This window comes from Mesorhizobium sp. WSM4808, from assembly GCF_055811675.1.
In genome coordinates this window covers 220,653-247,251 of record NZ_JBVVQX010000006.1, presented here as the reverse complement: position 1 = coordinate 247,251, position 26,599 = coordinate 220,653, and the positions used below count along the sequence as shown (strand labels likewise).

Here is a 26,599-nt window from a genome sequence, read left to right as displayed (position 1 = left end):
GCCATGTCATCATCCCCCAATTGCACCGACAAACTGAGCCGACAGAACGCCGCGGCCCGCATCCGGTTCCAGCCGGTACCGGCTGCGCGATGTGCTGGCCGGACGACCGTCAGCTGTGGGCAAAGATATCCTCTTCGTCCCAGCCCATCAGGTCAAGCTTGGCACGCGTCGGCAGGAAGCGGAAGCAGGCATCGGCCTCCTTGGTCCGCCCATCGCGCGCCAGGCGTCCGGCGAGCACATCGCGCAGCCGGTGCAGATAAAGCACATCGGAAGCTGCATATTCGAGCTGTTCGGGCGACAGCGTCTCGGCCGCCCAGTCCGACGATTGCTGCGCCTTGGAGAGGCCGACGCCGAGAAGCTCGAAGCAGATGTCCTTCAGCCCGTGGCGGTCGGTGTAGGTGCGGGTCAGCCGCGAGGCGATCTTGGTGCAGAACACCGGCTCCGGCATCACGCCGAACGCATTGTAGAGCACGGCAAGATCGAAGCGTCCGTAGTGGAACAGCTTGGTTACGCCACGGTTCCGCAGCAGGCTGACGAGGTTCGGCGCCTTCTTCTGGCCAGGCGCGATCTGGATGACGTCGGCCGTGCCGTCGCCGGGCGAAATCTGCACCACGCACAGCCGGTCACGATGCGGATTGAGCCCGAGCGTCTCGGTGTCGATGGCCACTGCCCCGACATTGTAGTGCGAGAGGTCGGGCAGATCATGCTTGTGGAAACGGATATCGGCCATTGTCTTCTCCGGTCGAGCCCTACAGTGTCCCCTGACCCGCAAGGGACGCTGCAGCGCTTTGTCTTGTGGCCCGTCCTCGCCGCGATCCGCTGAAAAATCAACAGGAAAACAGGAGTTTCCGCCGCTCAGCGCGTCAAGGCATCGAGAATCCGCGCCCAGGAGCGCTGGCCCTTGTGGAAGGAGTTGAGCTCGTATTTCTCGTTGGGCGAGTGGATGCGGTCGTCGTCGAGGCCGAACCCGACCAGCAGCGATTCCATACCGAGATAGGTCTGGAAATCGCCGACAACCGGAATGGAGCCGCCGCTGCCCGTCGTCACCGCCGGCTTCGGCCATTCGTCGGACAGCGCATTCTTGGCCTTGGCGAGGAAGGGCGAGTCGTAGGAAAGCTGGATTGCCGGCGAGCCGCCATGCGGATGGAATTCGACCGAACAGTCGGCCGGAATCCGCTCCTTGACGAATTTCTGGAACGCAGCGCGAATTTTCTTGGGATCCTGCTTGTGCACGAGGCGAAACGACACCTTCGCCGAGGCTTCCGCCGCGATCACCGTCTTGAAGCCCTTGCCGGTATAGCCGCCGATGATGCCGTTGAACTCGGCCGTCGGCCGCGCCCAGGTCAACTCCAGCACGGAGCGGCCCTTTTCGCCCGACGGGATCGACAGGCCGACCGGTCCCAGGAACGTCTCGGCGGTCTCGCCGAGCGTCTCCCATGATTTCAGGATCTGCGACGGTGTTTCCTCGACGCCGTCATAGAAGCCGGGGATGGTGATATGGCCGTCCTTGTCGTGGATATCGGCCAGCACCCTGGCCAGGATCCGGATCGGATTGGCGGCGGCACCGCCATAGAGGCCGGAATGCAGGTCGCGATCGGCCGCCTTCACCGTGATCTCCTCGCCGACCAGCCCGCGCAATCCCACGCAGATCGACGGCGTCTCGCGGTCCCACATGCCGGTATCGCAAACCAGCGCGAAATCGGCCTTGAGTTCGTCGGCATTGGCTTTGAGGAACGGCTTCAACGAGGGCGAGCCGGATTCCTCTTCGCCCTCGAACAGGATGGTGATGCGGCAAGGCAGATTGCCGTGCACCTGTTTCCAGGCGCGGCAAGCCTCTACGAAGGTCATCAACTGGCCTTTGTCGTCGGCCGACCCGCGTCCGGTGATCACCTTGTGATCCGGCCCGACCTCTTTGACAGCAGGCGCGAACGGATCGCTTTCCCACAATTCGATCGGATCGACCGGCTGAACGTCATAATGGCCGTAAAACAGCACATGCGGCGAACCGGCCGGGCCGTCATGGTGCGCAACCACCATCGGGTGGCCTGGTGTGTCGCGAACGCTGGCGTCGAAGCCGATCAGCTTGAGTTCGGCCACCAGCCATTCCGCCGCCTTGCGGCAATCGGCGGCAAAGGCCGGATCGGTGGAGATCGACTTGATCTTGAGCAAGCCGAACAGGCGCTCGAGGCTCTGGTCGAGATTGTTGTCGAGACGGTCGAGGACGGGGGAAATTGCGGACATATGTGAAGCCTTTCGATTCAGAACCCGAACCGTAAAGGCAGGACAGGAAAACGAAAAGCCCGCGATCATTGGACCACGGGCTGCAAACGTCTGTCTGGAATAAAAAAGACCGCCGTGGTGGAGGGGGAACCACGGCGGCCTTCTACTCGAAACGATGCGGCAGCCCGGAGAGGGGGATAGGCTGCCGCAGGATCCGGGATAGGCGGGGGACGGGCCTTGCTCCGGACTCGGCGAAAACTGCCGATGACGTGTATTTGGGTCTCTGAACGTGGCGATTCAAGGGCACGAAAATTACAGTTTTGTAACATAGGCGTGAGCAGGGTGACGGCGATCTGTCAGGGTGTTGCCGGAACCGATAGTCGACGCTGCCTTTGGCATGGACCAAGCCGCCGCGCCGCGCTATCCCTGCCGGCATGAAAAAAGGCGATCATCTCTTCCTTGTCGACGGCTCCGGCTACATCTTCCGTGCCTATCACGCGCTGCCGCCGCTGACCCGCAAATCCGACGGCCTGCCGGTGGGCGCCGTTTCCGGCTTCTGCAACATGCTGTGGAAGCTGATGCTCGACGCCCGCAACACCGATGTAGGCATTGTGCCAACGCATTTCGCCGTCATTTTCGACTATTCGTCGAAAACCTTCCGCAACGACCTCTACCCCGAATACAAGGCCAACCGCTCGGCACCGCCGGAAGATCTGATCCCGCAATTCGGCCTGATCCGCCAGGCGACCAGGGCGTTCAACCTGCCCTGCGTCGAGATCGAAGGCTACGAGGCCGACGATCTGATCGCCACCTATGCGAGGCTCGCCTGCGAAGCCGGCGGCGATACCACCATCATCTCCTCCGACAAGGACCTGATGCAGCTGGTTGGCGATACGGTCGCCATGTACGACCCGATGAAGGACCGCCAGATCGGCATTCCGGAAGTCATAGAAAAATGGGGCGTGCCGCCGGAGAAGATGGTCGACCTGCAGGCGCTGACCGGCGATTCGGTCGACAATGTGCCTGGTGTGCCCGGCATAGGGCCGAAGACGGCGGCGCAACTGCTCGAACAGTTCGGTGACCTCGACACGCTGCTGGCCCGGGCCGGCGAGATCAAGCAGGACAAGCGGCGCGAATCGATCATCGCCAATGCCGACAAGGCGCGCATTTCTCGTCAGCTGGTGACGCTGATGAACGATGTGCCGGTGACCGAGGGACTGGAGGATTTCGTCCTGCACGCGCCGGACGGCCCGAAGCTGATCGGTTTCTTGAAGACCATGGAATTCACGTCACTGACCCGCCGTGTGGCGGAAGCGACCAGCACCGAGGCCGGCGACGTCCAGGCCGTCGCGGTCACCGTCGAACGCGCCGATCATGCTCATGGCCCAGATGTCGGGGCCGGGTTGCCGCCGGTTGCCCGAAACGCGTCCGGCACTGAACCGGACGAAGCCGGCGGGACGGCGGAGACGTCAAAACAAGGCGATACCCCTTCCCTGCTCGCGGCACTGCGGCTGGAGCGCGCGGCCACCGGCAAGATCGATATTTCTGCCTATCATTGCATTCGCGATGTCTCGACCCTGAAAGCCTGGGTGGCCGAGGCTCGGGAGGCGGGCATCGCCGCCTTCGATGTCCGGGCAACATCGGCTGATCCGATGCAGGCCGAACTCATCGGCATGGCCATCGCCACAGCGCCCGGCCGCGCCGCCTACATTCCTTTTGCCCACATGAGCGGCAATGGCGACCTGCTCGGTGGTGGCGCGCTCGAAAACCAGATTCCGCTGCGCGAGGCGCTGGCCGTGCTGAAACCGCTGCTCGAAGACCGATCGGTTCTCAAGGTGGCGCAGAATCTGAAATACGATCTTGTCATCATGAGCCGCTACGGCATCGATGTCGCGCCGTTCGACGACACCATGCTGATCTCCTACGTGCTCGATGCCGGCACGCCCCATGGTCATGGCATGGATGCGCTTGCCGAAAAGTGGCTCGGTCATACCCCTCTCCAACTCAAGGATGTGACCGGCTCGGGCAAAAGCTCCGTCGGTTTCGATCAGGTCGACATCGACAAGGCGACGGCTCATGCCGCTGAGGACGCGGATGTGACGCTTCGGCTCTGGCTGGTGCTGAAACCGCGGCTTGCCGCCAAGGGCCTGGTGTCTGTCTATGAGCGGCTGGAGCGGCCGCTGGTGCCGGTGCTGGCGCGCATGGAACAGCGCGGCATCTCGGTCGACCGGCAGATCCTGTCGCGGCTCTCCGGCGAACTGGCCCAGGGCGCCGCTCGCCTTGAAGAGGAAATCTACCAGCTCATCGGCGAACGCATCAACATCGGCTCGCCAAAGCAGCTCGGCGACATCCTGTTCGGGCGCATGGGCCTGCCCGGCGGTTCCAAGACCAAGACCGGCCAGTGGTCGACCTCGGCGCAGCTTCTCGAAGATCTCGCTGCCGAAGGCCACGAACTGCCGCGCAAGATCGTCGATTGGCGCCAGCTGACCAAGCTGAAATCGACCTATACCGATGCGCTGCCGGGCTTCATCCACCCCGACACCAAGCGCGTCCACACGTCCTACGCGCTGGCCGCGACGACGACGGGCCGGCTGTCGTCCTCCGACCCGAACCTGCAGAACATCCCCGTTCGCACCGCCGAAGGCCGCAAGATCAGGACCGCCTTCATCACCGACAAGAGCCACCGCCTGGTCTCGGCCGACTACAGCCAGATCGAGCTGCGGGTGCTCGCCCATGTCGCCGAAATCCCGCAATTGCGGCAGGCTTTCGCCGACGGCGCCGACATCCATGCCATCACCGCGTCGGAGATGTTCAACGTGCCGGTCGAAGGCATGCCTTCGGAAGTCCGCCGCCGCGCCAAGGCGATCAATTTCGGCATCATTTACGGCATCTCGGCCTTCGGTCTCGCCAACCAGCTGTCGATCCCGCGCGAGGAGGCAGGCAACTACATCAAGAAATATTTCGAGCGCTTCCCCGGCATCCGAGACTATATCGAGGAGACCAAGGCCTATGCCCGCGAGCATGGCTTTGTCGAAACGATCTTCGGCCGCCGCATCCATTACCCCGATATAAGATCGTCCAATCCCTCGCTCCGCGCGTTCAACGAGCGCGCCTCGATCAACGCCCGCCTGCAAGGCACCGCCGCCGACATCATCCGCCGTGCCATGATCCGCATGGAGGAGGCGCTGGAAAAAGCAGGCCTTTCGGCACGCATGCTGCTGCAGGTGCATGATGAATTGATCTTCGAGACCGTCGAGGCGGAAGTCGAGGCAACGATCCCGGTCGTGCGTCACGTCATGGAGAACGCGGCGATGCCGGCGGTCTCGATGTCGGTGCCGCTGCACGTCGACGCGCGGGCGGCGAACAACTGGGACGAGGCGCATTAGCGCCAACGCAAGGTGTGTTGAGATTCAGGTCAGGCCGAGCCGAAAATGGTGGATTCCGAGAACCGGAGCGGAGCATACTTTTCGTACGTGAGCACAGTTCTACCGCGACGCGGTAGAACGGGGAAGCGCAGGTATCAGCCATTTGCAGGCCGGCATCACCTGAATATCAACGCACCTTAGGCCGCTTCGGCCAGGCACTTGGCACACGTCCCGCGAAATTCGATCACCGCCTTCTTGGCGGCGAAGCCGGTGGAACGCACCCATTCGTCCAACTGGTGGCCGACATCGTGGTCGGACATTTCGGTGACCTGCCCGCATGTGTCGCAGATCGCGAAGGCAGTCATCGAATGGCTGTGGTCGTGCGGCTCGGCGCAGGCGACGAAGGAGTTGATGCTTTCGAGCCGATGCACGAAACCTGACTTCACCAGCGTATCGAGCGCGCGATAGACCTGGAGCGGCGCGCGAAAACCGCGCTCGCGCAATTGGTCGAGCAAGGTGTAGGCACTGAGCGGTCCGCTGGCGGTCTCGAGTTTCTCGAGCACGCACAGCTGGTTCTTCGTCAGCACATCCCTTGCCGCCATGATCCTGTTTCCAACTCGCCTTGCGTCGCTTGTGCCGCGCACAACGATCCATGTCCCATCCAGATAGCGACGAACAGGCATTTTTGCTACTGTTTCCAGCATTCTGCCCGCGAGGCGGTCGAGAACATCGATCGGAGCGGGGCAACAGGCAGGTTGCTCTGCGATGTGACGTTCAAAATACTGACAATATCTTCGGCAAGGATTGCCGCGCTTGGAAATTCGGTCGGGCTTGGGGAAGCAATCATGATCAAATTGACGCGGCGGACGCTGCTGGTCGGCACGTCCGCCTTGACCATGGCCGGCATGGTATCGTTCCGGACCATGGCCGCATCGCGCACCTACCATGCGCTGCTGGTCGCCTGCACCGAATATCCCAACCTGCCGCAGAGGAACTGGCTTGTCGGGCCGAAGAACGATGCAGCCCTCGTCCGCGACTATCTCCTGAAGAATGTGCCCGACCCCGTGCGCTTCGCGCCGGAAAACGTCACGCTGCTCGCCAAGGATGTCCCCGGCGCCAGTGGCCTGCCGACCCATGCGGCGATCAAGGCTGCATTGGCCGACCTTGCCGCCAAGGTCCAGCGCGACGATTTCGTCTATCTGCATCTGTCCGGTCACGGTGCCCAGCAGCCGCAGATGGTCAAGGGCGACGAAACCGACGGGCTCGACGAGATCTTCCTGCCCGTCGATATCGGCAAATGGATCAACCGCGATGCCGGCGTGCCCAATGCGCTGATCGACAACGAAATCGGCGCGGCACTCGACGCCATCCGCGACAAGGGTGCTTTCGTCTGGGTTGTGTTCGACTGCTGCCATTCCGGAACCGCGACACGCGCCGTCGAGGTCGATGACGAGCTGGAGCGCAAGGTCGAGTTCGCCGACCTGGTCGGCGGCAACGAGGCCGAGCGGGCTGCCGCGATCAAGGCCTATGACGAGGTGATTTCGGTCGCCGGCTCGCGCGGCATCGACGACAATGGCACGCGCAAGCCCGCCTTCACCCTGACGCCGACCGGTGGCGAACCGATCACCAAGGGCAAGCTGGTCGCCTTCTATGCCGCGCAGACGGTGGAGACGACGCCCGAGATGCCGTTGCCCAAGGGCATCGCGGATGCGCCGCGCTTGGGCCTGTTCACCTTCACCATCCTGTCCAAACTGGCCGAGAATCCCAACGTAACCTATCGCCAGCTCGGCCAGGCCGTGCTGCAGCAATATTCGGCCGACAGCCGCACCCGGCCGACACCGCTGTTCGAGGGCGAACTGGATGCCCGCGTCTTCGGCACCGACAAGACCGATGCACTCATGCAGTGGCCTGTCGTCATCAAGGACGGCGAAGCGACGATCGGCGCCGGGCTGCTGCATCGCCTCACCCCCGGCAGCAAGCTCGCCATCCTGCCGTCGGCGTTATCGCCGCTGTCCGACGCGGTCGGCTATCTCGAAGTGCAGTCGGCAAAAAACCTGGAAAGTCGCGTCAAGCCGGTCGAGTTCGACAAGAAGCCGGCGCTCGAAGTCGCCGACATTCCCGCCAACGCCTATGCGCGGGTGGCGGAGATCGCCGTCGACTACAAGCTCGTCTTGGCGCGGCCGGCCATAGCCAAGGGACTTGAGAAGGAAACCGCTCTGGTCAATGCGGTTCTCGACGAACTGGCCACAGCCAGGGAGACCGGCTTCAACATCGAGCTGGTCGAGCCCGGCAAGAGCGCCGACCTTCGCCTCGCGGTGATGCGCGAGAATGCCGTTCCCGGCGTCAAGGATGCGACCGACAAGCCGGCGCTGTGGTTCCTGCCGGCGTCGGGCGACGTGAGCCTGAAGGAGGGCGGCAAACCGCCGCTGATCATCATTCACGACCGCCACAAGCTGGCCGATGCAACGGCCAGGAACCTGCGCACCATCTTCCGTGCCACCGGGCTTTCGCGGCTGGCGGCGGCCTCAGACTACAAGCCCGAGGACGTCGACGTCCAGTTCCAGGTCAAACGTCGCGACAAGGATGGCCTCGAACCGCTGCAGGCTTCGGTTGTGCCGCGCGTCTCGCCGGGCGACGAAGTGCATGTGCTGGCCAAGAACGGCTCGGACCTGCTGGTCGACATCAACGTGCTCTATGTCGGCAGCGACTATTCGATCACTCATATCGTTGCCGAACGCCTCGCCCCGCAGGCCACGCTCGAAGAGGGGCTGCTGGCTTTCACCGACACCAGTTTCGGCATGGAGCGGATGATCGCTGTTTTGACCGAGGCGCCGCCGGAGAGCGAGAAGCAGGATCTGAGCTTCCTGGCACAGGACGGCGTCGCCTCGGCGACGCGTGGAACGGGCTCCGCCGGCTTCTCCGACATGCTGACCGATCTCGGCATGGCGCCGGCCACCCGCTCGGTGATGCGGCTTGCCGACAAGAGCGGCCCGAAAGGCGCGGTGATGATCTTCCCGATGGAAACGGTGCCGCGCGCCTGAGCGGATGTCGGCGACCAGGGCCATATGGCTCTGTGGCGGCTCTTGCGCGATCGGCGCGATATGAGAACATTCCCGGCCGCGTCCTGGCGCATGACGGCCGGATGAAACGGATAGGATCGATTGTGAAGAATTCTGTGTTTTCCTGGCGTGGAACGGTAACCGGCCTTGCCGGCGGCCTGTTGCTGATCGCCAACGCTTCGGCGGACGAGGCCTGCGGCCTGTGCGTCAAGCAGATCGTCACCAACTCGGAACTGGCGACGTGTTTTCTCGATCAGTACGACCAGTTCGCCAAAAGCGGCAGCGACGCGGTTATCGTCGATCTCAGCAACTGCGCCTCGCGCGGCGTCGTCGAAGCCTTGCCGTCCCCCAACAAGGGGGCGGCGGAGCCCGACGTACAGTTCATGATTTCGCGCCTGCAACTGGAATGCCTGAAACGGAAGCTGGAGACGCCGGGCATTGTGCTGGATCCCTCCGCCACCATTGAACTGGACAGCTGCGGATGAAGAAGCCAACGGGCAACACCAGGCAAACAGCAGCCGCCGCACCAGCAAAGGCGCCGGCCGGCAAAACGGCGCTGCCGGAAACCACCGAAGGTTTCCCTTGGCCAAGCGCCCACGAGATCAAGAAGGAGAGCAATCCCTTCACCGACCCCGACTGGCGCATGCTGGTCTATGCCTGGTCGGGCATGGCGGTGCGTCTCGCCATCATCTTCACCTTGATGTTTTCGATCTATCAGTTCCTGGCCAACCAGGAACAGAAGCGCGTCGAGCAGACCATGTCGCTTGTCGAACTCTGGGAAAACAAGGACTACCAGCAGGCGCAGCGCGCGCTGAAAGATCGTCTGACGGGCCTCAACGCCAAATATGATAATCTGCTCAGCGCCAACCCCTCGCCGACCGAGGAGCAGGTGTTCCGGCAACGGATCGGCATCGAGGCGATGACCGCCTCCGGCGGCGACATGCCGCTCGCCGATTTCAGCGAGAATTTCGACCGCATCGTCTATTTCCTCAACCGTCTGTCCTTCTGTGTCGACGGCGATTTGTGTTCGCGCAAGGTGACCGACGCCTATTTCCGCGACTATGCCGTCTCGTTCTGGAGCTATTTTGCCGGCTACATAGACAAGCAGCGCAAGGCGGGTTCTCCCACTTTCGCTTCGGCAATCGAGAACTATGTGCGCAACGGCCCGCCTGCACCCGCAGCCAAATAGCGGCGCGAAAAAAGGCGGCGGGATTGCGCCGCCGCCTTTGTCTCCACCGCGAATGCGCAGCGATTATTTATACAGGCTGTTGATCCACTGGACGTTGGCAGCGTTGAGGCGCACGGCGGTGTTCGCGTCGGGGCTTTCCGCCACGTTGACACCGGTGACGATGCGCTGCTTGGCCTTGTTATCGTAGGCATAGACCGAACTGCCGCTCGACCCTGGGAACGTATCGCAGTCGTACTGGAAATATTCCGGCGCGATGTTTTCGGCATGCACTTCGCAGTTTGCCTTCCACATCGTGCCCATCGGCTTGTCACCGGGATAGCCGACGAGATTGGCGGTGAAATCGCCGAGATCCTCATAGTTGGCATAGCCCAGCCAGCCGAGATTGGTGCCGACATCCTGCTTTAGCGTGACGACGCCGAGATCCCACAGCAGGACCGAACCATAATAACCCTGGTAGTTGTCGATGAAGCCTTGCAGCACATAGGCGCTTTCGAAGGCGAAGGCGCCGAACGGTGCGTCGTCGGCCGTGCTGCCGTTCAGCCCCGGCACGAACAGATAGTCGGAGAGCCAATCCTTGTCCTCATGACTGTAGAGGCAGTGCGCGGCGGTGAGCACCGTGCGCGGGCCGATCAGCGTTGCCGAACAGCTGCCGAAGCTGCCCGTCTTCGGCGATTTAGCTTCGAGATAGCCGATTGCCGAGAACGGATAGGTCTTGGTGTTCTTGACCTGCTCGCGATCGTCGGTGCCGAAGACCTGACGGCCGGCTTCGCCTTCGCCGAGGTCCGGATCCTCGGTCTTGCGCTCGGCCCCGTCTTTTCCGGTGGCCGGAGCGTTCAGTTCCTTGATGATAAGCTCCCGCAGCGCTTCGCTCGGCTCGATCTTGATCTCCTTGCCATCGGCGGACCGTCCGACGATGCCGTAGGATTTGACAGCCGTTGCCTCGTCGGCAAGCGGCGCGGCGCGGCTGTCTTCGTCGGTCAGCTTCGGTGGCGCGATCGGCTTTGCCCGCCCGGGCTTGTAGTCGCCTGAAGTCACGTCGCGCGCGCTTTCGCCATTGCCGGCGCTGGCGGAGCCAGGATCGGCGGCGAAAGCCGGAACCGTCCACATTGCGGTGTAAAGCAATGTGGACGCAATGAGTGCGTTTGTCAGTTTTGTCATGGTGAGACTCTCCCAAAAGTCAGCAAGGACTGGATCAAAATACAGAAATATTGTCGAGATCGTGGTGGCGTCGAAAAAGGAGTTTGGTTACCGCACTTGAAATATGACCATCGCCTATGCGGTCGGTCAAAAGCCCCCGCTAAAGACACCCGCGCGGATATATTGCCTAAATTAATACAACATTGGAATGACAATTAGCTTCCACATAGCCCGTGGGGGGCTATAGGGTTTTGAACGGGGTCTGCACAGGAACGCGATACGCGAAGCAGTGCCTGACTTGGTGTCCCTGCCGTGCCGCTACAACGAAAGCTGCGCGGCCTGACCACCAGTCTGAGGCTTGCTTTGTTGATCATGCGCCGGGGCTGGTCCGCTCGGGTACATATCAGGAGGGCTTCAGATGAACATCATCCATCGGTTCAGGCCGATCGCCGCTGCATCGCTGCTCGGCATCGCAGCCGCCCTTGCGGCAGCCAATTCCACCCAGGCCGACGAAGCAGTCGCCCGACCGGAGGCAGCGGTCTCGCCAATGAAGCGCGTGACGGAAGCCAGGGCGAAAGCCGCGGCGGAGAACCCCGACGCGGCCGACCGCGTCTATGGCGGCAACCAGGCCGAAAAGGGAGCCTACCCGTTCCAGGTCGCGCTGCTCACCACCGACAGGCTGGACGAGAACCCGGCCTCGCAGGCCAATGCCCAATTCTGCGGCGGCAGCCTGATCGCGCCGCAATGGGTGCTGACGGCAGCACACTGCCTCAACGACAAGGGTCAGCCGGTTTCGCCGGAGAGCGTCACCGTGCTGACCGGTGCAACCGATCTCAGCGAGGGCAAGCGCCACAAGGTGGTGGAGGTCATCGTCAACGAAGCCTACAGCGAGCAAACGCTCGACAACGATCTAGCCCTGCTCCGGCTTGCCGAACCGGCCGACGCGCCGACCATCAAGGTCGCCCATGAGGCAACCCCCGACACCGGCAAGACGACCGTCACCGGCTGGGGCAAGATGCAGGACGGCACCTTTCCGACCACGCTGATGGTTGTCGATCTCGACCTGCAGCCGAACCAGGCCTGCAACAGCGGCATCAAGGCCATCTATGCGCGTGATCTGAAGGCAGCGCTCGGTGATCTGTCCCGCCGTATGCGCTATTCGGAAAAAGGCATCGACGCGGCCGCCAATGCGATCACCGCCGACATGACCGACCCGCTGACCGGCAACATGATCTGCGCCGGCACCACCAGCGGCGTGCGCGATGCCTGCAACGGCGACAGCGGCGGCCCGCTGTTCATGACCGGTGCCGAAGGCCCGGTCCAGGTCGGCGTCGTCAGCTGGGGCGAAGGCCCGGCTGACGGCAGTGCGGCGTGCGGCCACAAGGAGGCCTACGGCATCTACACGCGGCTGGCCAACTACACCGGCTGGATCGAGGCGAAGATGAAGACCTCGGCTCCGGCGCCGGCAAAGCCCAAGGCGGGACTGGGCACCGCCCAGAAACCGAAAACGCCCTGAAGCAGCGCTGTTCGCTTTCAAGCAAAACGGCGGGAGAGGTTCCCGCCGTTTTGCTTGCCGGCTTATCGAGAGGACTTATTTTCGCGGCGGGCCTTTGCGCTCGGCGGAAGCCGCCCACAGATTAATGTCGGATTCGCGCGCATAGGTGTCGATCTCGGCGAGTTCGGCATCGCTGAAATCGAGCACCTTGAGCGCGCCGACGCAGTCCTCGACCTGCTCCGGCCGGCTGGCGCCGATCAGCGCCGATGTCACCCTGCCCTTGCGCAGCACCCAGGCCAGCGCCATCTGCGCCAGCGTCTGCCCGCGCTTGCCGGCGATGGCGTCGAGCGCCTTGATGTTGGCGATGGTCTTGTCGTTGATGAAGGCTGTCTTCAGCGACTTGCCCTGGGAGGCACGGCTGCCATCGGGAATGCCGCCGAGATACTTGTTGGTCAGCATGCCTTGCGCCAGCGGCGAGAACACGATGGAGCCGACGCCGAGCCCTTCGAGCGTGTCGAGCAAGCCATCTTCCTCCACCCAGCGGTTCAGCATCGAATAGCTCGGCTGGTGGATGACGCAAGGCGTGCCAAGCTGCTTCAAGATATCGGCGGCCTCGCGTGTGCGCTGCGAATTGTAGGACGAGATGCCGGCATAGAGCGCCTTGCCCGAGCGCACGGCATGGTCGAGCGCGCCCATGGTCTCTTCCAGCGGCGTGTCGGGGTCGAAACGATGCGAATAGAAGATATCGACATAGTCGAGCCCCATGCGCTTCAGGCTCTGGTCGAGGCTGGCCAGAATGTATTTGCGCCCGCCCCATTCGCCGTAGGGTCCGGCCCACATCTCGTAGCCGGCCTTGGTCGAGATGATCAGCTCGTCGCGGTAGGCGGCGAAGTCGGTGCGCAGGATTTCACCGAAAGCGGTCTCGGCCGAGCCGGGTGGCGGACCGTAATTGTTGGCAAGGTCGAAATGCGTGATGCCGAGGTCGAAGGCCTTGCGCGCGATCGCCTGCTTGGTCCTGTGCGGCGTGTCGTTGCCGAAATTATGCCACAGGCCGAGCGAGATTGCCGGCAGCTTCAGGCCGGAGCGGCCACAGCGGTTGTAGATCATTTTTTCATAGCGGTTTTCGGCAGGCGTGTAGGGCATCGGAAAATCCTCAAATGGAAGCGAGCCGGTCGGCTGCATCGCGACAACGCGGCGAGTTGGCTCTGCCCCTCACCTTTACCCTCTCTCCGTCGGAACGGGGAGAGGGTTGAGGTGTGCTGCCCTATTTCTTCTTCGCCAAAAGCGCCTTGGCTTCCTTGACGCCAAGTGCGGCCGGCCGTTCGCAAGTGGTCTGCATGGCGACGAACTTGCCGGTTTCGCCGGAGCGCAACAGCCCGGTCATCACGTCGACGGCGTGCAGCGCCAGCTCCATCGAACAGCGATGCGGTCGGCCTTCCGCGATCGCCACTGCCATGTCGGCGAGGCCCGATGTGCGGTAGTTGGCCATCATGCCTTGCGAATGCATCTCGTTGGGCACGCCGAACGGATGCGGCCAGTTCGGCAGCTTCTTGACCGGCTTGGCCGCGTCGGTGAAGCGAACGTCACCACCGAAGAAGTTCGGGTCCGGCACGAACACCGTACCCGCCTCGCCATAGAGTTCCATCGGCGCGTGGCCGTGGGCCCAGACGTCCCAGCTGGTGTTGAGCGTTATAACGGCACCGTTCTCGAACTCCAGCAGTCCATGGATGGTCGTCGGCGTGTTGACCGGTATCTTTTCACCCGAGCGCGGCTTTGAACTGATCGTCCGCTCCTTGGCCGGCGTCGTCGCGAAGGCCGCGACCTGTTTCACCGGTCCGATCAGCTGGATCAGATTGGTGATGTAGTAAGGCCCGATATCGAGCACGGGACCGGCGCCCGGCTGGAAGAAGAAATCCGGATTGGGATGCCAATGCTCCATGCCGTGGCCCATGACATGGCAGGTACCGCTCGTGACCTTGCCAAGCTTGCCGGTGTCGATCAGGTTGCGCACCAGTTGGTGCGCGCCGCCGAGGAAAGTGTCTGGCGCCGAGCCGATCCGCAGGCCCTTTTTCTCCGCCCGCTTCTTAAGGTCGAGCCCTTCCTTGACCGACAGCACGAACGGCTTTTCCGAATAGACGTGCTTGCCGGCGTCGAGGATCTGCTTCGATACTTCGTAGTGCACCGCCGGGATGGTCAGGTTGACGATGATGTCGATGTCGTCGGCCTTGAGCAGGTCTTCGACGGTCTCGGCGCGCAGCTTGAACTCCTTCGCCCGCGCCTTGGCCGCCTCCATGTTGATGTCGGCGCACGCACGCATTTCGATGCCGCGAAACAGCGGCGCCAGCGAAAAATACGCTTTCGAGATGTTGCCGCAGCCGATCACGCCGATGCCAAGTTTCTTTGCCATGCTGATTGCTCCTAATAGGTTTTGGCGGCTGCGATGGAGCGGCGGGCGAAACGCTCGATGTCGTTGGGGTTGTCCTGTTCCATGACGTAGTATTGGGCAGCACTCTTGGCACGCAACACCTTGATCAGGCCGGCCCAGTCGATGGTGCCATGGCCGACATCCGACCAGCCATCCTCATCCAGCCCCTCGCCGGGCTTGGCCATGTCCTTGACGTGGACGGCGCTGATGCGCTTGCCGTGCTTTTCGATCCACGACAACGGATCATCGCCGCCGCGCACCACCCAGGCAACGTCCATCTCCCAGCTGACATCGGGCGCGGATGACAGGATGTGATCCTGCGGCACCGATCCGTCGGCAAGTTTCTTGAACTCGAAATCATGATTGTGCCAGGCAAAGCCGTAGCCGGCCTTTTTCGCGACGTCGCCGACCCTGGCCAGGCGTTCGCCGAAGCCGCGCCAGCCGGCCACGTCGGATGGCCGCTGATCGGGCATCAGGAAGGGACAGATGAGCAGCGTGATACCGAGTGCGTCGGCGGTTCTGCGCACGCCGTCAAAATCGTTCTCGAGCGCATCGATCGAGAAATGCCCAGTCGGCATGGCAAGCCCGTTCTTGTCGAGCTCCGCACGGAATGCCTTGGGATCATCATAGACGCCGCCAAAACCTTCGACCTGGGCGTAGCCGAGCTTGCCGAGCATGGCGAGCACACCGTCCCAGGGTTGGAAATTGCGGGCGCTGTAAAGTTGGAATGACCAATTCATCGTCTCTGTCCGTTCGCTTGGGGATTGGAAGGTTGGTTCTCGGAAGCTAGATGCGTGTGCCGGTTGCGGTGTCGAAAAGCGAAGCGCGCATCGGATCGAAGCCAAGCGTCACCGCCTCGTCATTCGTGGGCGTGCGTTCCGAGGTCACTCGGACGCTGAAATTCTGCTGGGCAAGCTTCAGCCAGACCAGCGTGTCGGAGCCCATGGGTTCGACCACCTCGACATTGGCGGCTATCGAGAACGGCCAGCCGGTGCCGCTATTCAGGCTAACATGCTCGGGCCTGATACCGAATGTGACGGGGCCGGGAGCCGGAGGCCTGGCAAAATCGTAAGTGCCGAGCGGGATCTTGATATCCTCGGCCGCGAACCGCCAGCCGCCGTCGGCGTCTTCCAGGCGGCCATCGACGAAGTTCATTGCGGGCGAGCCGAGGAAGCCGGCGACGAAGCGGTTGACCGGGCGGTTGTAGATGGTCTGCGGCGCATCGAGCTGCTGGATGACGCCACCCTTCATCACCGCGATGCGGTCGGCCAGCGTCATCGCCTCGATCTGGTCGTGGGTGACGTAGATCATGGTGTTCTGCAGCTTGCGATGCAGCAGCTTGATCTCGACGCGCAGTTCGGCGCGCAGCTTGGCATCGAGATTGGACAGCGGCTCGTCGAACAGGAACACGTCGACATCGCGCACCAGCGCCCGTCCGATGGCGACGCGCTGGCGCTGGCCGCCGGAAAGTGCGGCCGGCTTACGCTGCAGCAGCGGTTCGATCTGCAGGATTTCAGCCGCCCGCGCGATCCGCTTGGCGATCTCTTCTCTTGGCGTGCCGGCGACACGCAGCCCGAAGGACAGGTTCTTCTCCACCGTCATTTGCGGATAGAGCGCATAGGACTGGAACACCATGCCGATGCCGCGGTCCTTGGGCTCTTCCCAGGTGACGTTCTTGCCCTTGATGAAGATGCGGCCTTCGGAGACATCGAGCAGGCCGGCAATGCAGTTGAGCAAGGTCGACTTGCCGCAGCCGGACGGCCCGAGCAGCACGATGAACTCGCCATCGGCGACATCGAGATTGAGCGTCTCCAGGACGGTCACCGCACCGAAATTCAGTGACAGGTCCTGGATCGAAACGCTGGTATCATTGGCTGCCGTCATCGCCGTCACCCCTTCACCGCGCCGGCGGCGATGCCGCGTACGAAAAGCTTGCCGGAAATGAAGTAGACGATGAGCGGCACAAGCCCGGTCAGGATGGTTGCGGCCATGTTGACGTTGTACTCCTTCACGCCTTGCACCGAATTGACGATGTTGTTGAGCTGCACCGTCATCGGATAGGTGTCGGGGCGGGTGTAGACGACGCCGAACAGGAAGTCGTTCCAGATGCCGGTCACCTGCAGGATGATGGCGACGACGAAGATCGGCAGCGACATCGGCAGCATGATGCGCAGGAAGATGCCCCAGAAGCCGGCGCCGTCGACGCGTGCCGCCCGAAACAGCTCTTCCGGCATCGAGGCGAAATAATTGCGGAACAGCAGCGTCAGGATCGGCATGCCGAAAATGGAATGGACGATCACCAGCCCGCTGAGGCTGCCATAGAGGCCGATCTCGCGCAGGATGATGACGATCGGATAGATCATCACCTGGTAGGGAATGAAGGCGCCGACGATCAGGATGATGAAGAACGTATCGGCGCCCTTGAAGCGCCAATTGGCCAGTGCATAACCATTCACCGAGGCGATGGCGATCGACAGCAGCACCGACGGCACGGTGATCCGCACCGAATTCCAGAAGCCGCGCGAGAGCCCGTCGCAGTTAAGGCCGGTGCAGGCCGTCGACCACGCCTTGACCCACGGCTCGAAGGTGATCTCGAGCGGCGGTGAGAAGATGTTGCCGAGCCGGATCTCCGGCATGCCCTTGAGCGAGGTGACGATCATGACATAGAGCGGCAAGAGGTAGTAGACCGCCATGACGAACAATGTGCCGTAGAGGAAGACGTTGCGGCGCGAAATCATGCGGCGCGGCTTTGGACCGTAGGGCCCTGCGATGTCCTGGCGCGCGCCGGCGGCAACGCTTGCTTGAGCGGTGATGTCTGCCATGCTCATTTGCGTCGCCCGAACTCGAGATAGGCCCAAGGCACGATGACGATCACCACCGAGAGCAGCATCATGGTCGAGGCGGCAAAACCCTGGCCGAGGTTCTGGGCGAAGAACATATAGTCGTAGACGTATTTGGCCGGCACTTCGGAGGCGATGCCAGGGCCGCCGCTGGTCTGGGCCACGACGAGGTCATAGACCTTGACGATGCCGGAAGCGATGATGACGAGCGTGGTGATGAAGACCGGCCGCATCATCGGGATGACGATGAACAGATAGGTCTTCCACATCGGGATCCCATCCACCCGCGCCGCCTTCCAGATATCTTCGTCGATGCCGCGCAGACCGGCCAGCATCAGGCACATGATGAGCCCGGTGCCTTGCCACAGCGCAGCGATCGATACGCCGTAGATGACGATGCTGGAATTATAGAGCGGGTCGAAGCTGAAGCTCGTCCAGCCTAAGTCCCGCACGACATGCTGGATGCCGAAATCAGGGTTGAGCAACCACTGCCAGACCAGGCCGGTGACGATGAAGGAGAGCGCGAAAGGATAGAGGAAGATGGTGCGGAACGTGTCCTCGAAGCGGATCTTCTGATCGAGCAGCGCGGCAAGCAGAAAACCGATGACCAGCGAGAACACCAGCGAGATCGCGCCGTAGATCAACAGGTTCTCGATCGAGATCAGCCAGCGCGGCGCCGCCCACAGCCGGTAATACTGGTCTAGTCCGACGAAATTCAGGCGCGGCAGGAGCTTCGAATTGGTGAAGGAATAAAGCACCGTCCAAACGGTGCCGCCGACGAAAACCACCATGGCGGTGAGGATCATCGGGATCGAGGCGACCTTCGCATTGAGGTTGCGGAACAGAAGGTTGGGGCGTGCGCTCTTGCTCATCTCGTCAGCCGGCTGGGTAAGGGCGGTGCATTCCCGGCCCCGCATTCGCAAGGCCGGGAGCGAGGTGGGTTGCCTCCAGCGTCAGTCCGCCGAAGCGATGAGGTCGGCGAAGCGCTTCTGCGCGTCTTCGACGGTCAGTTCCGGCTTGGCGAAGAATTCAGCGAAAAGGTCTTCCTTCTGCTTCTGGGTGTCCTGCGAAAGCAGTTGGTCCGTCCACGGCATGACGGCGCCCTTGGCAAGGATGGCGAGGCCCTTCTTCATGCAATCGTTGGCCGCATTGAGATCGACGTCGCCGCGCACCGGCAGGGATCCCTTCTTCAGATTGAAGGCAACCTGCGTCTTGGGATCGAGCAGCGTCTCGGCCAGCACCTCCTGCGCCTTGCTCTTGTCGGCATCCTTGAGCAGCGGGAAGTAGAAGGCATCGCCGCCCGTGGCTATGACCTCGTTCAGCCCAAGGCCTGGCAGGCAGGTGTAATCCTTGCCCGCGGTCTTGCCGGCAACCTGAAACTCGCCCTGTGCCCAGTCCCCCATGATCTGGCCAGCGGCCTTGCCGGTGATGACCAGGTTGGTCGCCTGGTTCCAGTCCTGCACATTGGTGTTCTTCGCCATCTTGCGGGCATCGTCCGCGGCCTTGAAGACCTTGGCGACTTCGGGCCCGGCGGCGAACTTGGCATCCTTGTCCTTGTAGACCTTGAGGAATGTGTCCGTGCCGCCCACAGCCGCAAGCAGGACGTCGAAGGCACCGGAGGATTGCCAGGCCTGTCCGCCGACGGCGAGCGGGATGATGCCGGCCTTTTCCAGCGCCGGCGCTGCCGCCACGAATTCATTCCAGTCCTTCGGCAACGGCACGCCAGCCTTCTCGAAGGCCTCGTTGGACAGCCACAACCACTGCCAGGAATGGATGTTGACGGGCACGCAATAGATCTTGCCGTCGATGGTGCAGCCGTCGAGCAGGCTCTTCGGCCGGACGACATCAGTCCACCTGCCCCTGGTGGCGACATCGGTGAGGTCGCGCATCAGGCCGGCCTGCACCAACTCTTCCGCCTGCCGGCCATGGTTGAATTGCGTGGCGCCCATCGGATCGCCACCGGTGATGCGGCTGATCATGATTGGCCGCGCCGTGCCGCCGGAGCCGGCAATGGCGCCGTCCACCCAGTGATTGCCGGTCGCATCGAATGCCTTGGCAAGTTCCGCAACCGCCGCCGCCTCACCGCCCGACGTCCACCAATGGGTGACTTCCAGGTCCGTCGCGGCCGCCTGGCCGGCAAACTGCAACGCGGCCGTCGCTGCCAGCGCAGCGGTCAAAAGTTTGTATCGCATTTCGGCTCCTCCCAGAATCTGAAACGTTACAGATTTTCGATACGGCAATTGCGCGGGCTGTGCAACCCATCAACGAAGCACCCTCGATATTTTTTCGGGCCGCGAACTAATTCGCATGGATAATCGCGCTTCTCATGCACTGCAGCATGGCTTGCTGCGGCGCAAACACCCAAATGCCGCCTGATAGGGGGCAATAGGCGGCGGCAGAGGCGATTTCTCCTGGAATCCCAAGCGTTTCGCAAAGGAACCATCCACCTCTCATGGACGAGGGACATGTAACTCGATATGGCAATCTGTAACGTTTCAGTATATTGAGACTTTACCGGGGCTGGAACGCATATCGTATCGCCATGACGGCGATTGCCGACATGGCTCGCGGCTGCTATGCGCCTGACGGGCGGAACGAATGGACAGACAGCGTACGGACAAGAACGGGGAGACCTCGGCACAGGGACGGCCGACGTTGAAGACGCTTGCCTTCATGACCGGGCTCGGCGTCACCACCGTGTCACGCGCCTTGAAGGATGCCCCGGAAATCGGCGCCGAAACCAGGCGCCGCGTCCAGCTCGTCGCCAAGCAGATCGGCTACCGGCCGAACCGCGCCGGCGTGCGTCTGCGCACCGGCAGGACCAATGTCATCAGCCTCGTGCTCAACACCGACCGCGAGATCATGAGCTTCGTCTCGGACATCATCTACGGCGTTTCGGAAGTGCTTGCCGAAACGCCCTATCACCTGATCGTCACGCCCTATTCCCGCTCGCAGGATCCGATGGAGCCGATCCGCTATCTCGTCGAGACCGGCTCGGCCGACGGAGTCATCATTTCGCGCACCCAACCGAACGATCCGCGCGCCCGCTACATGCTCGAGCACGGCATGCCCTTTGCCACGCATGGCCGCACCGACATGGGCCTCGTCCATCCCTACCATGACTTCGACAACCATGTTTTCGCGATGGAAGCCGTGCGCCGCCTGGCGAGTATGGGCAGGCACAAGCTGGCGCTTCTGTCGCCGCCGCCCGGGCTGACCTATTATGGCCACACGCTGAACGGCTTTGCCGATGCACTGAGCGAGGTCGGAGCCAGCGAAATTCCGTTCAACACCGTTTCCATCGATCACACGATCGAGCAGATCAGGACCAGGACCGCGCAGGTGATGCGTCGCGAGAACAGGCCGGACGGCTTCGTCAGCAGCGCTGCCGCCGCGACACTGGCGATCGTCGCCGGCATCGAGGATGCCGGCCTCAAGCTTGGCCGCGACGTCGATGTCGTGTCCAAGCAGTCGTCGGACCTGTTGCACCTGTTCCGGCCGGAATTGCTCGTCGTCAACGAGAACTTCCGCCTGGCCGGCTCCGATCTCGCCCGCTCCGTGCTCGGCTGGATCGGCGGCGCCGCACCCGGCTCGTTGCAGCGCCTGGTCGCCACCAGCGAGGTTCAGGCGTTCAGCCCGCCGGTTTTCGTTTAGGCCCTTGGGCTAGCCAGCCGCACCGCTCCCCCACGGCCCGTGGAAAGCGCCCTTGTCGTCGATGCGCTCGAAGCCGTGCGCGCCGAAGAAGTCGCGCTGCGCCTGGATCAGGTTCGAGGTGCCGCGGCCCTGGCGGTAGCTGTCGAAATAGGCAAGTGCGGAAGACAGCGCCGGAACCGGCGAACCGGCCTCCGAAGCCCTCGCCACGATGCGGCGCAGCGACGGATGCGCTTCCTGCATCAGCGAGATGAAGGCCGGAGCCATCAGAAGGTTGGTCGAGGCGCCGCCCTTGCTGAAGGCTTCCGCCATGGTGTCGAGCATCTGCGAGCGGATGATGCAGCCGGCGCGCCAGATCCTGGCGATGGTCGGCATCGGCAGGTTCCAGTTGAATTCCTTGGAGGCGCCGCTCATCACCGCGAATCCTTGGGCGTAGGCGGCGATCTTGCCGGCGAACAGCGCCAGTTCCAGTTCTTTCAGCAGGGCATCCTTGTCACCTGAAATCTTCGTGACGCCGGCGTTGCCATAGGCCTTTTCCGCCGCCAGCCGCTCGTCCTTGATCGATGATAGAACGCGTGCCGCCACCGCCGCCTCGATCGCCGTCGCCGGAATGCCGAGTTGCTGCGCCTCGATGACCGACCATTTGCCGGTGCCCTTCTGGCCGGCGCGGTCGAGGATGATGTCGACCACCGGCTTGCCGGTCTTCGGATCGTCTGACGCCAGCACCTTGGCGGTGATCTCGATCAGGTAGGAATTGAGCCGGCCCTTGTTCCAGTTGGAAAACACCGTGCCGATGTCCTTCGGCCCCATGCCTAAGCCGTCGCGCAAGATGCCGTAAATTTCGGCGATCATCTGCATGTCGGCATATTCGATGCCGTTGTGGATGGTCTTGACGAAATGCCCGGCGCCGTCGGTGCCGAGCCATGCCGCGCAGGGTTCGTCCTTGAACTTGGCGGAGATCGCCGTCAGCACCTTCTCGACGCGCTTCCACGAGTCCTCCGTACCGCCGACCATGATCGACGGCCCGTGGCGCGCGCCCTCCTCGCCGCCGGACACGCCCATGCCGATGAAGGTGAGGTCCGAGCCGGAAAGCTCGGAGAAGCGCCGCATCGTGTCGCGGAAATTGGCATTGCCGGCGTCGATGACGATGTCGTTGGCCGACAGAACGCCGCGCAGAGCCGCGATCTGTTCGTCGACCGGCTTGCCGGCCAGCACCATGATGATGATCGGGCGCGGCGGCCGGATCGCGGCGGCAAGCTCTTCCAGGCTGTAGCAGGGCACGACCATGTCCCTGAGCGCGCCGGCATTCTCGATGAAAGCGTCGGTGCGCGCCCTGGTGCGGTTGAAGACAGCGATGCGGTGCCCGTGCTCGGCGATGTTGAGCGCCAGGTTGGAGCCCATCGTGCCAAGGCCGATCAGGCCGATTTCGGCATTTTCCATCGTTTCTTCCCTGCTTTCGGATCTTGTTGGTTCGAGCCCGCGATTTGCGGGGATGCCCATTCATCACGGGATGCCATTCTTCACGGGATGATTGACGGGCCTTTCGGGCCGCGTCAACCGCCTCGCCGAATTGTGTTGCGCGGATCGAACGTGAAGACCAGAGCCGAGAAGATTGGCAATTGGCGCAGCCGCCGGGAAATTCAGGTGCCGGCGTCGAGGGAAAAGCGGGTTCAGAAATTGTAGTTGGCATAACCATGGTAGACCAAATCCACCATTGCGTCCCCTCCGGCAAAGAGCAGATTCACATTCCAAGGCGGGTTCCAAGGCGGGAAGGGAACCACGAACTCGGTTTCCTGGCCATGGCAAACTCCCACGACGCGCCAGTCGTCGCGGATGAAGCCGAACAGAGGTCCTCCCGACCACCCGTGGCCGGCGAAGTTTGTCGTTTCAAGCTCGCGCGCATGCTTGTCTCCGTCGACATCTCTGATGAAGGCAGCCAGCTCGACAGCCGGGTATCCGGCGGCGAAATCAGGATAGCCAGCGCTCATGTAAAGATGGTCGAAATACTCATCGTGGTCGTCGAAGGCCTGCGTACCCAGCCAGCCGCAGACGTTGCCAATCGGATCAATCGTCCTGCAGATTGCATAGTCGCTGGCATCCGCTTTGAACGCCATATCCCAGAAGCCGTCATGCCTGACGCCATACCAGTCGCTGACCCATGTGGAGCCGAAGCGAGGGGAGTGACCCGGGTACATAGCCGGCGTGAATTCGATTTGACAGTTGCCGCTGTAGTCCCACGGCATGACATGGCTGGCTGTCATCAACAGGTTCGGCCCAACCATGAAGGCGGTGCCTCCTGGAAGCTCCTTGCCTTCGGAGAAGGTGCGGATGTGGCCTATCGCCGACCAGGGAAACGCCACCAGATCCATGCCGATAGCCGTAAGCCCCGACCGCTTGACGGCAATATCGCCGTCCGGTCCAGCAAAGAACGGTCGCAACCGTGGGACCGTTCGCACGGCGAGATGGCGAGGAACATAGGCCTTGAGCAGATCCTCGTTTCGCCTGCCCGTGCGCGTCGGCTTGCCCTCAGGCCGCGCGACGGCCTTCGCAACAGGCAGGTTGAGCCTCGATTCCAATCGCGGCACATAGCCCTTCGGCGCAGAGACCCGCTCAGCCACCTTGCGGGCGTCCGGAAATCGGCCCAGGCTGAGATGATTGATGATGTCGACAGGCATCGGCTCCGTCGGATCACGATCAAGTTTTTCGATGAAAGCGCCAAGGTCGTTGTGCGCAGCCAGCGCCTTGAGGTTTGGTGGTCGCCTGTTGCGCCCGGCATTCTCGTTCCCCGCAGTGGAGAGGCGTTGATCCTTCTTCATGCGATTTGTCCTAGCTTGCCCTTGCCAATGCGCCTCGATAGGGCGAGACGACCGCGATTGGCATCGAAACCGAAGTGATGGCCGCCAAGGTCGAACGAAAGCGACCATTTTGACAGTCGTCATTTGCCGACTGGGTCGCTCCTTTTTGCGGGTGCTATTTCGTGAGGACAATAAGGCCGACGCTACGGCCTGATATCGACGGGCGCCTCGATCTTCACCATCTCGAAGTCCGAGACCAGGATGTCGATGCGCACCGTCCACCGGCCCGGCACCGGGATGACGAGGTTGTCGACGCGCCAGCTGCCGTCACCGGGCTTGCTCGCAGCGCGCTTCAGCGGCTCGATGCCGGAATCGGGTTTTGACAGCACAAGCGTCACCTCCTTGGCGTCGAGCGGGCCGAAATCGCCGCTCATGATGACCATCGAGGCAACGACCGGGCCGGCATGGCCGGGAGTGATGCTGAGATCGGCCATCGCTTGCAGCGCGTGGATATGAACCGACACCGGTTGCGCTGCCGCAATCGCCAGGGCTCGGGGCGGCGGTGTGAAGCGCCAGCCCGCGGCAACGCCGAAAATCGCCAACACGATCAACATCTCGACGCCGATCGAGCGGACCAGCCTGCGTTGAACTTCCGTCGATCCCGCCTCGGCCGATGCGGTGAGTTTCCAGCGATTGACGGCAGCAAGCGTGAACAGAAAGACCAGCAGCCCCAGCTTGATAAGCAGCAGCCTTCCATAGGCGGTCTCGACCAAAGCCGCGGGTGTCTGCACCTGGATGACGGCAAGCACGATGCCGGCAGCGGCAAGCACGGCCACCACGGGCAGGATCGCCCAAGAAAACCGCCGCAGGAATGGCGTGGCCCCCGCCGATTGCCCCTTCAGCGCCAGCCCGAGTGGGATCAATGCGCCGGCCCACAACGCGATGCAGACGGCATGCAGGAACACCATCGGCCGCGTCAGCCATTGCGGCTCGGCGGCACTGGCATGGCCGCTGGCGGCAAGGGCAACCCCCACCCCGGCCAGGCCGACCAGCGCCAATGGTTTGGCGGTGGCGCGGGGACCGGCCAGCGACAGCAGGCCAAGGCCCAGCGCGATCAGCGCGACCAGCACTGTCCAGCCGAAACTGGTGTCGAGCCCGGTCCGCCAGACGACCGATTGTGCCAGATGGGAGAGCGGCGCCCCCAATGCGTCCAGACCTTGCAAGCCGAGCGACAGGCACGACGCGACCAGCCCGCTCAGGATTGCAGCTGCAACGAAGCGCTGCCCGGCACGGCCACTTCCTGCCAACCAGGCAAGCGCGAAGGCGCCGCCAACGCCGAGGAAAAGGCCGACGTAGAGAAAGATTTTGCCCGTCCAGATAGCCGACCGCAACGGCCAGTCGACGGCTTCGGATACGGCGGGCGGCTCGCTGGGCGCGCCGATGGAAAACAGCAGCGATCCGCCGACGGGATGACCGTCTGCGGAGATGACTCGCCAGCTCAAGACATGCGTGCCGGACTTGAGTGGCTGCGGATTGTCGATCTCGACGGTCTGGTCGCTGAGCCGGAATGACGTTAGCGGAACCGGCTTGCCGTCGGGCTTCACCAGCGTCAGCACCAGAGGCGAGACCGGCTCGCTGAAGGTCAGCGAGAACTGCGCCGGCCCCTGTGCCAGCACCGCGCCGTCGGCCGGGTCGGTCTTGATCAGCGCGGCATGGGCAAAGGCCTGATCCGACACGGCAAGGCTGGCAAGAAACACGATCACGGCCAACAGGCCGGCGGCAAGCCGGCCGGCGCGTTGGCCGGTCATGGAAGCCGTTTGCAGGAAGGAGGTCGTGCCCATGTCACCGCCACGAAAAGGAGCGGCGCGCTCGAAAGGGCGCGCCGCCTGGGAGATCATTTCTTCGGCAGCAGCTTGATGCCGGGTGCCGGGCTTTCCAGCGCGTCTTCATCCTGTCCTGCCGCTGGGATCTCGATCCAGCGATCGGCGGCGCCGTCGCATTCCTGCACCACCGGGAAGTATAGTTTTTGGCCCGCCGGGAGATCCGCCGTCAACGTCGCGCGGAAGACGAACTCGTCGTAGAATTCATCGGGCAGGCTGCCGCCGCTCCAGTCGACCTCCTTGACCCCGTCGGCAACCGCCTGACCGTAGAGCTGGTAGGATTTGTCGTACTTGCCCTTCTTGGTCTGCAGCGTCCAGCCAGGCTTCGGCATCGGCTTCACCGCGATCACCCCTTCCGGAATCTGCACGCGCACGGCGGTCGTCGCCTTGCCTTCGCAGCCATGCGGCACCCGCAAAACGGCCTTGTAGGTCGAGCCGACCGCCGCCTCCTGGGTTTCGAACGTGATATGCGCGAAGGCGGCGCTGGTTCCGAGCGCGAGAAGTGCGCCGGCCGACAAAACATATTTGTTCATGATGGTCCCT

21 protein-coding genes are annotated in these 26,599 nt (G+C 62.7%); 6 read left to right on the top strand and 15 right to left on the bottom strand.

Annotation, left to right across the window (positions count from 1 at the left end; genetic code table 11):
- Positions 1–109 precede the first annotated feature (109 nt).
- Complete coding sequence (locus AC0L2U_RS13560; RefSeq protein WP_127809295.1) at positions 110–730, bottom strand: ribonuclease D; 621 nt, start codon at positions 728–730, stop codon at positions 110–112.
- Between the two features lie 125 nt (positions 731–855).
- Complete coding sequence (locus AC0L2U_RS13555) at positions 856–2,241, bottom strand: M20/M25/M40 family metallo-hydrolase (protein WP_128364028.1); 1,386 nt, start codon at positions 2,239–2,241, stop codon at positions 856–858.
- A gap of 413 nt (positions 2,242–2,654) precedes the next feature.
- On the opposite strand from AC0L2U_RS13555, the gene polA reads away from it, so the two are divergent.
- Complete coding sequence (gene polA, locus AC0L2U_RS13550; RefSeq protein ID WP_164762617.1) at positions 2,655–5,606, top strand: DNA polymerase I; 2,952 nt, start codon at positions 2,655–2,657, stop codon at positions 5,604–5,606.
- Positions 5,607–5,782: 176 nt separating this feature from the next.
- Here polA and AC0L2U_RS13545 read toward each other — a convergent pair whose 3' ends face one another.
- Entirely contained in the window at positions 5,783–6,187 is a 405-nt protein-coding gene (locus AC0L2U_RS13545) for a Fur family transcriptional regulator (protein WP_109658718.1), read from the bottom strand.
- A 243-nt stretch (positions 6,188–6,430) separates the two neighbouring features.
- Between AC0L2U_RS13545 and AC0L2U_RS13540 the strand changes: the two genes are divergently transcribed.
- From AC0L2U_RS13540 to AC0L2U_RS13530, 3 genes are all read left to right on the top strand, one after another.
- On the top strand, positions 6,431–8,626 hold the full coding sequence (locus AC0L2U_RS13540; protein ID WP_292635322.1) for a caspase family protein: 2,196 nt from the start codon (positions 6,431–6,433) through the stop codon (positions 8,624–8,626).
- Positions 8,627–8,748: 122 nt separating this feature from the next.
- On the top strand, positions 8,749–9,129 hold the full coding sequence (locus AC0L2U_RS13535; RefSeq protein WP_127809291.1) for a hypothetical protein: 381 nt from the start codon (positions 8,749–8,751) through the stop codon (positions 9,127–9,129).
- Positions 9,126–9,833: a DUF4760 domain-containing protein gene (locus tag AC0L2U_RS13530; RefSeq protein ID WP_128364506.1), complete on the top strand. Its 708-nt coding sequence runs from the start codon at positions 9,126–9,128 to the stop codon at positions 9,831–9,833. The genes AC0L2U_RS13535 and AC0L2U_RS13530 overlap by 4 nt, the downstream gene beginning before the upstream one ends.
- 63 nt (positions 9,834–9,896) lie before the next feature.
- Here the strand turns inward: AC0L2U_RS13530 and AC0L2U_RS13525 are convergent, their stop codons facing one another.
- Positions 9,897–10,991: a trypsin-like serine peptidase gene (locus tag AC0L2U_RS13525; RefSeq protein WP_292658343.1), complete on the bottom strand. Its 1,095-nt coding sequence runs from the start codon at positions 10,989–10,991 to the stop codon at positions 9,897–9,899.
- Positions 10,992–11,388: 397 nt separating this feature from the next.
- Between AC0L2U_RS13525 and AC0L2U_RS13520 the strand changes: the two genes are divergently transcribed.
- Positions 11,389–12,486, top strand: a complete 1,098-nt coding sequence (locus AC0L2U_RS13520) for a S1 family serine peptidase (protein ID WP_473602027.1) — start codon at positions 11,389–11,391, stop codon at positions 12,484–12,486.
- A gap of 75 nt (positions 12,487–12,561) precedes the next feature.
- Here the strand turns inward: AC0L2U_RS13520 and mgrA are convergent, their stop codons facing one another.
- The 7 genes from mgrA to AC0L2U_RS13485 form a co-directional block, all read right to left on the bottom strand.
- Positions 12,562–13,608: an L-glyceraldehyde 3-phosphate reductase gene (gene mgrA, locus AC0L2U_RS13515; protein ID WP_256745389.1), complete on the bottom strand. Its 1,047-nt coding sequence runs from the start codon at positions 13,606–13,608 to the stop codon at positions 12,562–12,564.
- 121 nt (positions 13,609–13,729) lie between these two features.
- Complete coding sequence (locus tag AC0L2U_RS13510; protein WP_473602026.1) at positions 13,730–14,872, bottom strand: Gfo/Idh/MocA family protein; 1,143 nt, start codon at positions 14,870–14,872, stop codon at positions 13,730–13,732.
- A gap of 11 nt (positions 14,873–14,883) precedes the next feature.
- Positions 14,884–15,630, bottom strand: coding sequence for a sugar phosphate isomerase/epimerase family protein (locus AC0L2U_RS13505; protein ID WP_127809285.1), 747 nt, complete (start codon positions 15,628–15,630; stop codon positions 14,884–14,886).
- 46 nt (positions 15,631–15,676) lie between these two features.
- Positions 15,677–16,774, bottom strand: coding sequence for an ABC transporter ATP-binding protein (locus AC0L2U_RS13500; protein WP_473602025.1), 1,098 nt, complete (start codon positions 16,772–16,774; stop codon positions 15,677–15,679).
- Positions 16,775–16,779: 5 nt separating this feature from the next.
- Positions 16,780–17,712, bottom strand: a complete 933-nt coding sequence (locus AC0L2U_RS13495) for a carbohydrate ABC transporter permease (RefSeq protein WP_292695750.1) — start codon at positions 17,710–17,712, stop codon at positions 16,780–16,782.
- A gap of 2 nt (positions 17,713–17,714) precedes the next feature.
- Entirely contained in the window at positions 17,715–18,602 is an 888-nt protein-coding gene (locus AC0L2U_RS13490) for a carbohydrate ABC transporter permease (RefSeq protein ID WP_473602024.1), read from the bottom strand.
- Between the two features lie 81 nt (positions 18,603–18,683).
- A complete protein-coding gene (locus AC0L2U_RS13485) occupies positions 18,684–19,922 on the bottom strand; it encodes an ABC transporter substrate-binding protein (RefSeq protein WP_473602023.1) in 1,239 nt (412 codons plus the stop codon).
- Positions 19,923–20,328: 406 nt separating this feature from the next.
- Between AC0L2U_RS13485 and AC0L2U_RS13480 the strand changes: the two genes are divergently transcribed.
- Positions 20,329–21,384 (top strand): LacI family DNA-binding transcriptional regulator, encoded by a 1,056-nt coding sequence (locus AC0L2U_RS13480; protein ID WP_473602022.1) that lies wholly within the window; start codon positions 20,329–20,331, stop codon positions 21,382–21,384.
- Positions 21,385–21,393: 9 nt separating this feature from the next.
- On the opposite strand, the gene gndA is transcribed toward AC0L2U_RS13480, so the two are convergent.
- From gndA to AC0L2U_RS13460, 4 genes are all read right to left on the bottom strand, one after another.
- Positions 21,394–22,821, bottom strand: coding sequence for an NADP-dependent phosphogluconate dehydrogenase (gene gndA / locus AC0L2U_RS13475; RefSeq protein ID WP_473602021.1), 1,428 nt, complete (start codon positions 22,819–22,821; stop codon positions 21,394–21,396).
- 230 nt (positions 22,822–23,051) lie between these two features.
- Positions 23,052–24,197 carry a trypsin-like serine peptidase gene (locus tag AC0L2U_RS13470; RefSeq protein WP_473602020.1) on the bottom strand — a complete coding sequence of 382 codons (1,146 nt, stop codon included), beginning with the start codon at positions 24,195–24,197 and terminating at the stop codon, positions 23,052–23,054.
- A 182-nt stretch (positions 24,198–24,379) separates the two neighbouring features.
- The gene (locus AC0L2U_RS13465; protein ID WP_473563617.1) at positions 24,380–26,017 is read right to left on the bottom strand and encodes a copper resistance CopC/CopD family protein; all 1,638 of its coding nucleotides are present in this window, start codon (positions 26,015–26,017) and stop codon (positions 24,380–24,382) included.
- A gap of 53 nt (positions 26,018–26,070) precedes the next feature.
- Complete coding sequence (locus AC0L2U_RS13460) at positions 26,071–26,589, bottom strand: YcnI family copper-binding membrane protein (RefSeq protein ID WP_127321859.1); 519 nt, start codon at positions 26,587–26,589, stop codon at positions 26,071–26,073.
- Between the last annotated feature and the right edge of the window lie 10 nt (positions 26,590–26,599).